The following is a 13,304-nucleotide window of genomic DNA, read 5'->3' on the forward strand; positions in this document are numbered from 1 at the left end:
TTGATCGCTGTCACTTTTGTACGAAGACATAAATTAAAGTACATTAGGGACATAAACTTGAGTACATAAAGTTATTAACAACAGCAAAACCGCCCCATTTCAGCCTAATTAAGCACATCGCAATCACCCATCTTTTTTTTAAATACCATTCAAACCACCTTTCAATTGCTCAGCAAAATGCCCCGATGGATCAATAATAGGCGCTAAAGTTATTCCGCGAAAGCGCCTGATTACGTAAAACTACTGTTGACAAAATAAATAAGTGTGTTCGTTTCCTCAGCTTTATTATTGGATAATATTTATCCATCCCGTTAAGTTTTATCAGAGATTAAACAGGGAACATTTTTGTCACATTATTTTAATAATTATGGAGGGGTAAGTTCATGCGCAACGAAGAATGCGTAATGAAATGGATAAAAGAAACCTTTGACGATCTGAGCGAAGTCACTATAGAGGATTATGACCGTTTACCGTGTGGCAAGAAAATAACGGATTGCACTAATGATTATGTAATCGTTTACTATGACAATACAAAAGATAGGGTAAATTTTTTATTTAAAGAAAAATAGGAAAAAACTGTTAACAAAGCCACCTTCATTTTGTATCATAATTCCAAATATAGTCAGCTACATACCTACAACATGCGAAGGAGAAGGACAAAAAAAGATGGATTCATTTGAGAAGGTCTACATACAACTGGTTCATGAATTTGAAAATAAACTTAATCGAAAATTAACAATTGATGAAAAGAAATTACTAAAATGGGTAGCCAAAAGGCATGCTTTGAAATCATAATGGAAACATATGTCTGATTAGGAATTAGGTGCAGGATGAACAATTTATCTGATGCCTTGCTGGTTGAAAGCTATCACCGAGCAAAGGCATTAAATTTACCCTCAGATTTTATTTGGCTAATTGAAAAGGAAATAGAACAACGCGATTTGTTATAGCAAGAGGGTCATTTACAAACAGAAAAGTAGCAACTGTCATTTTCCCCGTAACGTTCCCTTCTAACACAAACATGTGAAAACTTTTGTGCTAAAAAAGTTATCTATAATTATGCTGTTATACGGTTTTATTTTTGCTAAAATTGCTTTTCGATAGTATCCATTTCAGCAAAAACCCCACAAACAAACCCGGGATTACACTCAATATGGGAAGCCCAATAGGTCCCAACAATACGCCGAATAGCGTTAGTTTCGATGAATATATTGTTCCCACAGTTACAAAATAAGCTGAAAACACAAATGGCAAAAACGAATATGGTTCTTCCCCCCACCTGCATCTTTATAGGCGTCCCACATCGCAAAGAAATACAGACAAGGATAAAACATGAGCCATTGATAATCAGCTTGTTGAATCGCTTGTTCAATTTCTCCATGAAAGCTCAGAAGAATGACCTTGTTAAAGTTTCCCAGTACATTGACCAAAAACTCTAAAAAAATCAATACAATCCCTTTAATATATTTTCTGTTGAGGAGTTGTCCAAACCCTGGAAGGGCAATGCTCCATAGCAATTTTTCCATACATAAATATCCTAATGTTTTTTATTTGCTAAATCTTTGCGGTCAGCCGCTTCCGGAGGGCGTTCCATCCATCCGTTATCTATCATGATTTTTGCGCCTTCATTTGAATATTTCGCAATTTCCGCAATTAATCGGCTATATTTTACACCTATGTCATGTCTTGGGCTTGTAGACATGGCACGACCGTACTGACCTATCCCAGACGCAATAAGAGTAGTAATATGGAACATCATGAGTTTGTCAGAAAAGGGGGAAACCGTTGAATCCGTCACTTCAGAGGTCAGGTTCGTTGTCCCTTGTGAAAGATAATCTTGATTCAATAAAGAACTGAAAATCTCAAGATGTTTTCCTGAAATTTCTCGTCCCTTTTCAAGATACTTACGGACTTTTTTATCTTGCGCCACCTGACTAAATCCTGTAATTATGGCTTGACCTAAAGCGTTTCGCTTGGCATTGTAAACAAGAGAGCCAATTTCAACGCCGAGCAAAGGCCTTTGTTCACCAATGTACCCTGCCAAAAAGCTATGGTCTTTTACAAAATCAATTTGTTCAGGCTTTGGTATATGCGGCGCACGTGTCAAGATCCCTTTTTCTTTAGCTACCTCCTTCGCCCAGTTATGAAGTTTTTCCGTTTCATTCAAACAGGTTGTGAAGTATTGGATAACATCCGAGCGTTCAGATAAAGATAAAGCCAATGAATAAGTTTCCAGCCCATATTTGCCCATATTTAAGATATAAATGAGATAAAGTTTGTCTGTGTATAAACGTGGTGCATTAAGGTTCACATCATGTTCAGTGAATCCTTGTGGTACGGGGTAATTCTCCTCTTTGAAAATTTCAGTCACCTTTTGGACATGTTCTTCGGATAATTTTAATGCGTATTCCAACACTTCACGAATATCATCGTTGTCAATGTGAGTCAAAAAATATTTAATGCCGCATATCGCCATTGAATCAGCTTGATATGCTGTCCAAAGGTCGGCGATTTCCGGCGACGTTAATTCAACATTGTACTCAGTTCCCATAATGAATACCTCCAAGACGGTTTACTATTATCTTTCACCTTACCTTAAGAGATATTCATTTGTTACCTATGAAAAGCAATGGTGAACATTCATTTATTCACTTCGTTGTTTAATCATCTTGTCCCGATCGGACGCTTGCGGTGGTTCTTCCATCCAACCGTTTTCGATCATGATATCTAAACCTTCTTTTGCGAATTTGGCAATTTCTGTCGTAAAACGGGTATACATAAAGGTCAAGTCACTTCTTAAACTTTGTGACATAGCAGCTCCATAATTACTAATACCAGCAGCTGAAAGTGTACTCATATGAAACATCATGAATTTATCTGAAAATGGAGCTTCCATTGAATCTATAACAGATGAATCCCAAGTCATCGGTGCTTGAATGTCACTATTAGCTAATACACTGCCGAACTTTTTAACATGCTTTTTTGAAGTATCTTTTCCCTTTAACATATAATCTCTTACCTTTTGGGAAGCAGCCGTCTGCCCAAAACCTGTGCTTATCATAACCCCCAGTATATTTGTTTCCATATTTAACGATAAATCTTGTATTTCAACGACATTTAATGTTCGTTTATCACTAAATGGATTTAAACCACTATAGTATTGTTTTTTTTCTACATTTTCCACTTTATCTGCTACAGAAATATATGGCGATCTGATGAACATTCCTTTCGATTGCAAGGCTTCTGTTGTTTGATCGTACATCGAAGAAGATTGCGTTAGAGTGTTATTAAAAAAAGCACGAATATCTTTTCGGGCGGATGAGGAATGAAATTTTGCATATTGAACAGTTCCCAATTTCCCCATTTTATTAAGATAATCCAGAAAAAAAGTATCATGGAACAAAGGTTTTGCCTTAGTGTTTACATCCTCATTTGTAAATCCTGCTGGAACAGGAACATTCTCATTTGTAAATATATTCTGAATGGTAGTGGTAGCCTGAACAGCATCGTCATATGCCTTCTGAACGCAAGGGATTACCTCTTGATCTTGGATTATACTCAGACCATATGTTAAAAAACAACTTGTCATACTGTTCGACATGTAACAACTCCAAAGACTCGCTATTTCTGATGCTGTTAGGGGCTGGTAACTTGTTTCACTCAAAAATATCATTCCTGGGGATTTAAATGTCACTTTCGTTTATATTGTTTGAAGAAATGAATGAAGTATACCTCTTTTTTAGTTCCCAGCCCTCAACGCAGAATTGTTATCTAAATATACCTTCAGAGCAAAGTATTATACTAATTTTGCTTCTTTTCTTTACTCCACAAAATTGCCCGACAATGGCATATTGGGCGCTTATCTTATTCGATTCTCGCGCCCGTTTGCTTTACAAACCCGTTAATTGATCTCCTCTATTCGAGCCTAAAAGCGTGAATATTGCTGAAATAATAACAAAATACGCCCAGTAGCTATTATTGTATACTGCCAACACTATGCCAATAACCCCTAATAATAAAGACGTTGCTGTTAATGACCACCATTTTGCATCTTTTAGTACTGCCCAGTTCAATTATTACACCCCCTTTTTCCTAACTTGGACGTCATAACCAACATTATTTAGTGGCCCGATAAGCCAAGAAAAATCGTAATTATTATTCCATTCTTGCGCCCTATAATGGAATAACCGTAAAGCTAATGATGGAGCTTTTTTAAAGGCTTCGTTTCCCTGGCCAAGCTCCTTGCATTTTACTAAGGAATACAATTTGCCCAATATGATATGCGTCGTGCATTGCTAAACTCTTCAGTTCAAGCACTAATGAATTATCTTCTCCTGGGATCTGTCGATACAAATCTTCATGTTCTGATCTTGCTAGTATTTTTCCAAGCTCACGATGAACATAAAAGTATTCTTGTTTTGTTTTCTTCCAATTTTCTAACGTCTCAGTTGGTAATCGAAATGTATCTTCATTAACTTCTGCCTGGGGTTCATTCGCTGTTTCACCAAGAAATCGCATCAGATATCTCTTTTCATAGAAAAGTAAATGACAAACTAATTCCCAAATGGAATTCATTTCCTCGTCAGCTGGTTTCCAAATGGCCTGTTCAAAAGTAATATCCGCTAGCACTTTTTCAAGTGGTGGAAACCAGTCTTGTTCATCTAAGCAGCTTGCCCATTGTTGTAACAAAAGTGTCCTTACATCCATTTTCTATTTCCTCCAATTTAATCCCTTTAATAGATAATCCCTTTGGTCAAAATTCATTTGCAGTCGTGTTGTTCTGGCATAACCTACAATTTCAAGATGAATCATCTAATTACCTTCCTTACTCCACAATCGGGGCCATTCCCGCAAGATAAGACGCCGATTCTTATTCCAGATAGGCCCCGATTGCGGATTAACTTTTATAATCGTCTTGTTTAACTCTTGCACCAGATATCCAATAAGTAACGGGCTAACCTTCTCTTAAAGAATACCTTAATTTTGCTATTTAAAGCTTCTTCTAATAACAATGCGCTATTTTGTCAAAGCATCAACTTTGTACCAATCACCTATGACTGTAATTTGTAAATCATCTATAACTTTGCTCTTCATATTAATGTTTGGATTTAATAAAATAGTTCCATTCTGAGACAATTTGTTTACTTTTGACCTTGAAATGCCAAAGATTTCTGCTATTAGTTTATCTATTCTAAGGCTAAAATCATATTTATAGCAAAGTTTAATGGTAACCTCGTTACATAGTGAATCGATCTTTTCTTTTCTTAACTCGTATCGTATATCTGTATTTACATCATTACATCGTTTTCTTAATTTGTTGATTTGAAAAGCATAGTACCAAATTGTCTCTTTGTCATTATTCATAAACTTTTGAATTAGCATAGAGTCAACTTTATTAATATTTACTCTCGATAAAATAGGGTAATTCCAAGTTCCCTCACAATGTGTACAGTTATAAATAAGCCAAATATCAACTATTTTCTGATTTGCATTTACTCTGAATTTCTCACTACAATAAAATTCTGTGTTCCTTTTACATTTACTACAATTTCGTTTTATATAAGGTGTTTCCTGAGCAATGATCTCATAAGTGAAAAAATTATTAGAACTCATACACCAGTTCCTCCTATTTATTCAGAGGAACGCAAAACGGTTGAACGGAGAAAGATTTCCCATTAAAAAAGCGAAATACCTTACAGGTATCCCGCTGGAAATAAAATAACTGACTATCCTGCGTTCCCTGTAATGGTTAAAAATAGGCACACTTCTCCCGTCGTTGAACAACAATGTTCAAAAAGAAATGTACTATTTAGTTGCTAAACCATTACAAGTATGTTGGCAAATCAGTTCCACCTTCCGTATTTCTCCTATATTATATAGTGTACCATTATTATGCTTTATATCAATACTTACCCCATAAAATTTACATTTTAATCTTCAACAAAATGGCCCAGTTGAGCAGGAATGGACGCAAGTTATTATTCAATTCTTGCGCCCGATTGCAGAAGATCCTGTTAAGTATTTTTGAATGGTTTTGAATAATATAACAGGAATTCTATAAGTTTTTTATTTACCTCCTTTGACCCTTGACCAAGCCATATAAGATGCCCCCATGTATCAAGTAAGCATAACCTCGAATCTGAAATTTGCTGATGTGCATAATAAGCATGTTCCAATGGAACTGCTTCATCATGTTTGCTGTGTTGGATGAGGGTGGGGCAAGATATAGCTTCCAAATCCTTTATAGTGATCTCCTTTGTTTGCGATAAATCAATTAAAAATCCGTACCCTGACCGTTGGCGATTGTTCATCCGTCTGATTTCATCAACATCTTCGTCTGCCATCTTTTCTTTTATTTGTTTATACGGAAGCTTACTAAACGAAGGTGTCATTTGTTTAAACATAAACTCAGGGAAAAGATTGCTCATGCTTGAAATGAGTTTCCAAGTAATTCTTTCCATAGAAGGACGAAACAGAATCTGTGCTATTTTATATATTTTGTCTTTAGGCGTGTGCCACTCTTTTGTAACAGCACTTTGTAACGTTAATGTTTTGACTTTTTCTGGGTAATGAGAAGCAAAATAAAGACCACTTGGTCCACCAGCTGAAACAGCAATAAGATGTATTTTTTCAATGCCTAAATGATTTAAAAGCCCTACATAGTAATCGCAGGCCTTAGATAAACTTTCTCCAATTTCCTTTGAAGTTTTCCCATACCCTGCCCTTGACGGTGTAATGATTTTGAATCCATTCTCTATGAGTGAACAATATCCAAATTCCTCATAACAACTGGAATGACCACCATGCATGACTAGAACTGGTACACCTTCTTTTCCTATGATTGAATATTCGATAGTTTGATTATCTACTGCATATGTACCAATAATTTTCTCCAATACCCCACCCCTTAAATACGTTCTTGGTAGCAATTGTTATGCCATTAAATGGCCCTTATCTACAGTATGTTTTTACACCGTATTCATCGTATTTTAAGATACTGAAAACTACTAAATTTTAACTTTGTGGAAACATTATCTACAGTAATTATTTATCGTATTCAACGTATACAAACATAGGATTACATAACCACAGCGTAGCTGCTTGCCCTTGACCGCCGTGCCACTTCTTAGTGATCGCTGGAAGGGGGCGGGGCCCCGCCAGCGGAACTTAGAAGTGATTGTCCGTGGTACGCTGTCGGTGCGGATGGAGCCCTAAAGGCTGTTTTTTCGCCATCCGCCACAAATGCACTACCACGGACACAAACAAGGTCAAGGGTGGTGGATTTGGCATATATTATAACTAAATAAAAGGCTTTCTTAGATTTCAAACATATTATTCCTGACATATCTATGAATACATATACACAAAGATAAAAGATGCATTCTATCAACCTTTTGTCAAAAGTACTGTAGATAAGGGCCAGTTTGTTGCATAAAGTTTGAATTCAAAGATGTATATATTAAGACCACTTTGTTACAATCTAGGATTTATTTTAACATAAATATTCAGAATAACTGGCTATTTTTAAACTATTGGGTAAAAATCCATTTGATTAATTTTTAAAGAATGGATTTTTTCGTTTATGCAAAATACGGTGATAAAATCTTTCTTATTGTTAAATGTCAACAAGTATTGAAGAGATACGAATGAAATGCGAACAAATAGTGAACAAAATGGCGAACGAATGACGAACGAAATCGGCTGAAAAAGCTGTTAAATTATTAGTATCAGGAAGTTTATAACTTCCCATTAACTCTTTTCAACACGGAAAAGGGTTTTTATTTTGACTGGATAAGGAGGTGTAAATCTTGTCTAATAATGGATTTGGAAAAGCAATGGATAAAAATCAGGACAAAGGCGTTAAACAGGATGATAAGACAGCCACTAAAGATGCTGCTGAAACATCGAAGAAAGAATCATCATCAAAAAGAAGTCGTAGGCCCGTAAAACCTGAAGGATTCAAGGAATTTGAAGCACTGGCAAAAGGCATTATCGAAGCTGACGGGTCTTCCTATTATGAGTGGCTTCATGAACAACACCAAGACATTATCTTGAATTTTAATGTATCGAACCAGAAACAGATCACGAATGTTGCGAAGAAGGGAGAGTGAAATACGTGCAAGATGCAATTCAAACCATACAAAATATCACTGACGGGATTAAGCCAATTGCACCAGTCTTAGCCGGGCTGGTGCTGGTTGTCATTGGGTTATTGTGGACGTTTGCCAAAGATCCCCAGAAAAAGGAAATGTACACGGGATGGATGGTCAACGTTGCAATCGGCTTTGGCATTGTGTACTTGGCAGCCAGTCTTGTTTCTTGGTTGGGCGGTCGTGTTGTTGGATTTTAAGGAGGTGAAACGTTGTGAGTACGGAATACAAATATTTTATAAGCTATCTGTATGAAGATGGCGGTGGCAAAGTTGATATAACATTAGCGGAACCCATTCAATCGATAGATGATATTCGTGGTGTTGAAAAAGCGATCAGTGATGAATTTAATCTGGGCGATTCTGTCACTATCCAAAACTTCATACAGTTAAACCATTAATTAAACGGGCTTTCCAATGGATGGAAGCTTTTTTTATTGAGGGAGGTTGAAACATGCCAGATACACAAGATTTTGAAAAAGAATTGGCAAATAAGTACGCTGACTTTCTGTCGGCAAAGGAAAAAGAAATGCTGAATCCTGATAATACAGGCTATCAATGGAAGCGACAGAAGCTGGAATCCCTGTATCAAGATACCGTTCTGAAATCGAAGTATCCGAAGGAAAAGCTCAGAACAATAGAAGATGCAGTGCAAAAGGAACATGATGACGGGGTGAATCAATCAGAGCAGTTTAAACAGGCCTATAAAGAAAAGGTGCTGGAAAAGCTGCAGCCCACAAAGGAAGAAAACGGTTATAAGGATGCTTATAAGCAACACGTGTTGGACGCCTTAGATAAACAACCAGATGAAAAGGAAACGTCATCTGAAGATGTTCAAAAAAGAAATCAAGAGATGACGGCATTTGAAGAAAAACACGGTTATGAGAAAGTCTATGAGCTCAAACGAGAGGTGTTGGATGACATAAAAGATATGGACTTAACGCCGGTACAAAAGGAGAAGTTAAGTCAGATTGAAAAGAAACTGGAAAACGAAAAGGAGATGAAACTTGGGAAGAAACAAAACAAGACACATGAACAAGAGATGGACATGTAGGGCTTCTGTTCAGGGAGTCCTTTTTTGGAGGTGATATGAATGCGAATGAAAGATAAACTGCTTGCCAATGTTAAAGCTGTAAAGTCGGAAGATAACGCATTTGAGGCATTCAAAAAACGGTTTTTTACCGTCATGGGCGATCAACTAGCCATGACGGATGAGCAACTAAGACAAATCTATGATGGTATGTCACCCTATATTGAAACGAGCATTTATGCGGAAATGGAAGATGTCCTGGCAGCGATACGAAACGCTTATCATGCGCTTGTGAATTGGGTGGCAGAAGAGACGGCAAAAGCCTCTGAGAAACACAGGGACCAATCAGACAAGCACGCCAATGTAGGAACATTGGGAAGCCATAAGTCATTTTCGAAGCACAAACAATCAAATCATCCGGATGAGGAAGAGCAACAAAGCAAAGGTGAGTCATCCAAGCAAGACACTATTCAACGCTATATGAACGATGAGAAATCGTTCAATTGGTTTGTCACACATGTCGTTACGAATTATCAATCGCTCCCCAAACAGAGAATTGATGTATTGGTGTTCAGGCATGAAGGCTATCAGCATCTAGAACTGACGTTATTTGGCGAGTCCTTCATACAACAATACGGATTTAGAACAGCCTATCACTTTCATAACGAATTAATGAAGGCATTTCACACAACTTTCGATGACTTATTAGCTAAGGGAACAGTCCTGACATCAGATCAAGCTATTCAAGAAAAAGTCCTAGCATCTGTATTAAAACGATTTGAAGCTAAAATAGCTGTCAAAGTAGGTGACGATGATGAGCAAGCTGAATCCTTATAAGAAACTTGTTTTTCAAAATATCGAAAATGCTTTGAGTGATTTGAATGCCGAAGATAAAGGTCGTTATTTTATCTGCAACTGCCCGGAATGCAACCAGCATGAAGCGTTCATGTATAAAAATAATAAACATTTTATTCAATGCAACCGGGAAAACCATTGCGGCTCACGGATGATGCTGGAATTTCATGAAAAAGGAAACATGTCAGCTTATGAACAAAAGATCGAAAAACAGTACCCAAACCTGACGACAGAACAACGGCAGTCGTTGGATTGGTCAAATCGTGTATTTTCGTATGCGAAAAACTATTTTAAAAGTGAGGCATTGGATAATGGTTACCGTGGCCTGTCAAAACAGACAACACGTGGTTTTGCAGCTGACTTACAACATGAAGATATCGTCCAGCATGTTTTTCAAAAAGCCGAACCCTTATTGAACAAAGACTATTCCAATAATAGTTGGATGTGCAAACGAAACTTGATCTTTCCATTATACGGAGAAGACAATACGCTGGATAGAGTATTACTCCGTTCCAGTATCGATGAAAACCTTGATCCCAAGGAAATACAGCTTATTTTTAATCCCTCCAAGGAAACGAGGGATTTTTTTATGGACATTCCGCAGGATGCTGAAAATGTGGTGGTGAGCGAATCCATTTTGGATGCTTTGTCCTTCCGTGAGATCGATGAGGATGTTGGCATCATGGCCTTAACTGGCGCAACCAAAACAAGACAGGTTAAAGACTATTTGGCAGAGCATAAGGAACAGTTTGCGGATAAACAGCTTTTAATCGCCATGGATGATGATCAGGCTGGCTGGAAGGCGACAAGGGATATCGTGAACACCATTGAAGAGGAGGATGTAGGAAACAATTGGGCAGTTTTTGAGTACACGTCAGAAACGAAAGATGCGAATGAGAATTTGCAACAAAACCGCAAAGCATTCACTAAAACGTATAACCAAATGGCAGTACGTACGAAGCAACATGAAAGGGTGATAGCCATTGAACACGAACCATAAGCCGTTGACCGAACGGTTAAGTAACTGGCAGTTTATAGTGCCTTTCATACTGCTGATCGTCATAATGGGCTTCTTTCTGGCAAACTTTCTATTACATTTTTTCCAACAAGTGCTGCATTTGGTTGAAGGATTTGCCAATAATACGGAACAAGTCAATTTAAAAACATTTTCTGTTGATTGGCATTATGTATTCGTCTTTCAACGAGAATTGCTTGCGTTTTATGTGGGCTTTTATATCCTTGTCGGGATCAGTCTCCTAAAATTCTTGTATAACATCAAAATGAATTACCAAACCATTAATCATGGACAACATGGCACAAATGAATTTGAATCCGTGAAGAACATGAAGAAACAGTATCAGATTATTCCGGCATCCAAAGCAGAATACGACGGAAAAGGCGGCACGATTATTGGCGGATTGCAGGAAACAGGAAAACCATACCGGCTTCTGCTGGATGATGCCCCTGTTCATACCATGGTCATTGGGATTACGCGTTCCGGTAAGGGTGAGACGTTTGTTGTGCCAATGATTGATGTTCAAAGCAGGGCTAGTGAGAAACCCTCGATGGTGATTAATGACCCAAAAGGGGAACTGGCTGGCGCCTCTTATGAAACCCTAAAGGATCGCGGCTATGATGTATACGTGTTTAATTTGATCGAGCATGCGATGAGTATGGGATTCAATCCCCTGCAGTTGGTGATTGATTCATGGAAGCAGGGCAGGGTGAGTGATGCTCAAAAATATGCCAACAGTGTGGCCTTCAGTTTGTATCATAATCCAAACGCCAAAGATCCGTTTTGGTCAAACAGTGCGAAGTCACTTGTCACGGCCATTATTTTAGCATTAACCGAGGATATGGTGAAAATCGGAAAAGAAGAACGCGTCACGATGTATTCTGTTGCCAATTTCCTTTCCAGCAAGGGCAGTGAAACAGATGAAGAAGAGAATAATGTGTTGGACGAATTCTTCCAGGCACGGGATGAAAATAATCCGGCACGGTTAATGTATGCCACCAGTAATTTTTCGACAGGCAATACACGCGGGAGTATCTTCAGTGTGGCGATGGATAAACTGCAAATCTTTACACTTGAACCTAACGCAAAAGTAACCGGCCATAACAGTTTGGATTTAACCGAAATCGGGTTTGGCGACAGACCAGTAGCTGTTTTTTTAGCAACGCCGGATTCGGACAAGTCAAATGATGTATTGGCCAGTATTTTTGTCAGTCAGTTGTACCGTGTCAACTCGGAAAAGGCAACCAAAAGTAAGAATGGCAAAATGAAACGGCATGTGCAATTCATCCTTGATGAGTTTGGGAATATGCCAGCCATCGATGGCATGGCCAGTATGGTAACAGTCGGTGCCGGACGCGGCTTCCGGTATCACTTAATCGTTCAAGCCTATTCGCAAGTGAAATCGGCTTATGGTGAAGAATCAGATACGATCATTGGCAACTGTTCCAACCAGATTTATATCCTCACCGAAGATAAGAGTACGGCCGAACACTATTCGAGCATGCTTGGGGCCAAAACGATTACGGATGTCAGCCGCAGTGGTGGTTATCATTCATTCGATAAGTCGCACAGTGAATCGACAAAAGAACGCTCGCTTTTAACGTCTGATGAACTGATGCGGTTAAAAGAAGGCCAATCCGTGCTGATACGCGTAAATAAACGGCAGGATAAGAACCGAAGAAAGATTGAGCCAAAACCGATTTTTAACCAGGGTAAAACCAGTCATAAATTTCGTTATCAATATTTGGCCGATGACTTTGATACAGATCATTCCGTCATGATGCTCCCCATTATGTCCGAAACGTATCATGATATGGATCTAAACAGCATGGTCTATTCTGCCAAGGCAAACGACGACTTATTTTTACGAATGGCTGACGTCATGACAGATAAGGAATTTGAGCGATTTAAACGGCATATCTTACAGATCGAACAAAGTCAGGGTGAACTGGATGAAGCAAGAACCAAAGCATTGCTTCAAGAAGTGGGTCACTGGTCATTTCTCCATTATGTGAGTTTCATTGTCCATCACTCTCATTTTTCACGCATTCACTTAAAGGTACTAGGAGCATTACAGGATTATTTACCTGAAGACGTCATGCAAACGTGGCAGGATAAAGCAACGAAACGAATTGAAGAGCAGGTTCACCAAAATGAAAAAGCCAGTCAAGCATCTGAACAACAACCATCAGATGAACAGTCCAATGGTGATCAGGAAGCTGAAAAATTACGGGAACAGGCGCTATCTTAAAAGG

At 38.2% G+C, this 13,304-nt stretch carries 15 protein-coding genes and 1 pseudogene; 9 read left to right on the forward strand and 7 right to left on the reverse strand.

The annotated features are described in order from the left end of the window. Positions 1–383 precede the first annotated feature (383 nt). Together AOX59_RS14880 and sda are read left to right on the forward strand one after the other, a co-directional pair. Positions 384–569: a hypothetical protein gene (locus AOX59_RS14880; RefSeq protein WP_068446697.1), complete on the forward strand. Its 186-nt coding sequence runs from the start codon at positions 384–386 to the stop codon at positions 567–569. Positions 570–830: 261 nt separating this feature from the next. Beyond that, a complete protein-coding gene (sda, locus tag AOX59_RS19320) occupies positions 831–950 on the forward strand; it encodes a sporulation histidine kinase inhibitor Sda (protein ID WP_082684222.1) in 120 nt (39 codons plus the stop codon). A gap of 115 nt (positions 951–1,065) precedes the next feature. Here the strand turns inward: sda and AOX59_RS14885 are convergent. From AOX59_RS14885 to AOX59_RS14915, 7 genes and pseudogenes are all read right to left on the reverse strand, one after another. Beyond that, positions 1,066–1,526 (reverse strand): annotated as a pseudogene (locus AOX59_RS14885) (hypothetical protein). Positions 1,527–1,537: 11 nt separating this feature from the next. Beyond that, the gene (locus tag AOX59_RS14890) at positions 1,538–2,551 is read right to left on the reverse strand and encodes a DUF3231 family protein (RefSeq protein ID WP_068446698.1); all 1,014 of its coding nucleotides are present in this window, start codon (positions 2,549–2,551) and stop codon (positions 1,538–1,540) included. A 93-nt stretch (positions 2,552–2,644) separates the two neighbouring features. Beyond that, complete coding sequence (locus AOX59_RS14895; RefSeq protein WP_082684223.1) at positions 2,645–3,673, reverse strand: DUF3231 family protein; 1,029 nt, start codon at positions 3,671–3,673, stop codon at positions 2,645–2,647. A gap of 217 nt (positions 3,674–3,890) precedes the next feature. Next, positions 3,891–4,073 carry a hypothetical protein gene (locus AOX59_RS14900; protein ID WP_068446700.1) on the reverse strand — a complete coding sequence of 61 codons (183 nt, stop codon included), beginning with the start codon at positions 4,071–4,073 and terminating at the stop codon, positions 3,891–3,893. Positions 4,074–4,212: 139 nt separating this feature from the next. Further along, the gene (locus AOX59_RS14905) at positions 4,213–4,707 is read right to left on the reverse strand and encodes a DinB family protein (protein ID WP_068446701.1); all 495 of its coding nucleotides are present in this window, start codon (positions 4,705–4,707) and stop codon (positions 4,213–4,215) included. 309 nt (positions 4,708–5,016) lie between these two features. Further along, positions 5,017–5,613, reverse strand: coding sequence for a DUF1062 domain-containing protein (locus AOX59_RS14910; RefSeq protein WP_068446702.1), 597 nt, complete (start codon positions 5,611–5,613; stop codon positions 5,017–5,019). A 401-nt stretch (positions 5,614–6,014) separates the two neighbouring features. After that, positions 6,015–6,896: an alpha/beta fold hydrolase gene (locus tag AOX59_RS14915; RefSeq protein WP_068441550.1), complete on the reverse strand. Its 882-nt coding sequence runs from the start codon at positions 6,894–6,896 to the stop codon at positions 6,015–6,017. A gap of 912 nt (positions 6,897–7,808) precedes the next feature. Here AOX59_RS14915 and AOX59_RS14920 point away from each other — a divergent pair. Genes AOX59_RS14920 through AOX59_RS14950 form a run of 7 tightly spaced genes read left to right on the forward strand, consistent with a single transcriptional unit; the run spans position 7,809 to position 13,300 of the window. Continuing rightward, positions 7,809–8,111 (forward strand): hypothetical protein, encoded by a 303-nt coding sequence (locus AOX59_RS14920; protein WP_068446703.1) that lies wholly within the window; start codon positions 7,809–7,811, stop codon positions 8,109–8,111. Positions 8,112–8,116: 5 nt separating this feature from the next. Further along, on the forward strand, positions 8,117–8,350 hold the full coding sequence (locus AOX59_RS14925) for a pilin (protein ID WP_010529064.1): 234 nt from the start codon (positions 8,117–8,119) through the stop codon (positions 8,348–8,350). Positions 8,351–8,364: 14 nt separating this feature from the next. Next, the gene (locus AOX59_RS14930; protein ID WP_068446704.1) at positions 8,365–8,550 is read left to right on the forward strand and encodes a hypothetical protein; all 186 of its coding nucleotides are present in this window, start codon (positions 8,365–8,367) and stop codon (positions 8,548–8,550) included. 53 nt (positions 8,551–8,603) lie between these two features. Further along, positions 8,604–9,203: a hypothetical protein gene (locus AOX59_RS14935; protein WP_068446705.1), complete on the forward strand. Its 600-nt coding sequence runs from the start codon at positions 8,604–8,606 to the stop codon at positions 9,201–9,203. A gap of 39 nt (positions 9,204–9,242) precedes the next feature. Then, on the forward strand, positions 9,243–10,016 hold the full coding sequence (locus tag AOX59_RS14940) for a hypothetical protein (RefSeq protein ID WP_068446706.1): 774 nt from the start codon (positions 9,243–9,245) through the stop codon (positions 10,014–10,016). Further along, positions 9,991–11,034: a toprim domain-containing protein gene (locus AOX59_RS14945; protein ID WP_237049276.1), complete on the forward strand. Its 1,044-nt coding sequence runs from the start codon at positions 9,991–9,993 to the stop codon at positions 11,032–11,034. The genes AOX59_RS14940 and AOX59_RS14945 overlap by 26 nt, the downstream gene beginning before the upstream one ends. After that, positions 11,018–13,300, forward strand: coding sequence for a VirD4-like conjugal transfer protein, CD1115 family (locus tag AOX59_RS14950; RefSeq protein ID WP_068446708.1), 2,283 nt, complete (start codon positions 11,018–11,020; stop codon positions 13,298–13,300). Before AOX59_RS14945 ends, AOX59_RS14950 begins: the two co-directional genes overlap by 17 nt. The last annotated feature ends 4 nt before the right edge of the window (positions 13,301–13,304 follow it).

It is taken from the genome of Lentibacillus amyloliquefaciens, from assembly GCF_001307805.1.
Taxonomy (GTDB): domain Bacteria; phylum Bacillota; class Bacilli; order Bacillales; family Amphibacillaceae; genus Lentibacillus; species Lentibacillus amyloliquefaciens.

Excerpts from the sequence above, each read along its gene's own strand:
- AOX59_RS14905 (WP_068446701.1), bottom strand. The coding sequence starts at position 4,707 with ATGGATGTAAGGACACTTTTGTTACAACAATGGGCAAGCTGCTTAGAT.
- AOX59_RS14880 (WP_068446697.1), top strand. The coding sequence starts at position 384 with ATGCGCAACGAAGAATGCGTAATGAAATGGATAAAAGAAACCTTTGAC.
- sda (WP_082684222.1), top strand. The coding sequence starts at position 831 with ATGAACAATTTATCTGATGCCTTGCTGGTTGAAAGCTATCACCGAGCA.
- AOX59_RS14890 (WP_068446698.1), bottom strand. The coding sequence starts at position 2,551 with ATGGGAACTGAGTACAATGTTGAATTAACGTCGCCGGAAATCGCCGAC.
- AOX59_RS14895 (WP_082684223.1), bottom strand. The coding sequence starts at position 3,673 with ATGATATTTTTGAGTGAAACAAGTTACCAGCCCCTAACAGCATCAGAA.
- AOX59_RS14935 (WP_068446705.1), top strand. The coding sequence starts at position 8,604 with ATGCCAGATACACAAGATTTTGAAAAAGAATTGGCAAATAAGTACGCT.
- AOX59_RS14945 (WP_237049276.1), top strand. The coding sequence starts at position 9,991 with ATGATGAGCAAGCTGAATCCTTATAAGAAACTTGTTTTTCAAAATATC.
- AOX59_RS14910 (WP_068446702.1), bottom strand. The coding sequence starts at position 5,613 with ATGAGTTCTAATAATTTTTTCACTTATGAGATCATTGCTCAGGAAACA.
- AOX59_RS14940 (WP_068446706.1), top strand. The coding sequence starts at position 9,243 with ATGCGAATGAAAGATAAACTGCTTGCCAATGTTAAAGCTGTAAAGTCG.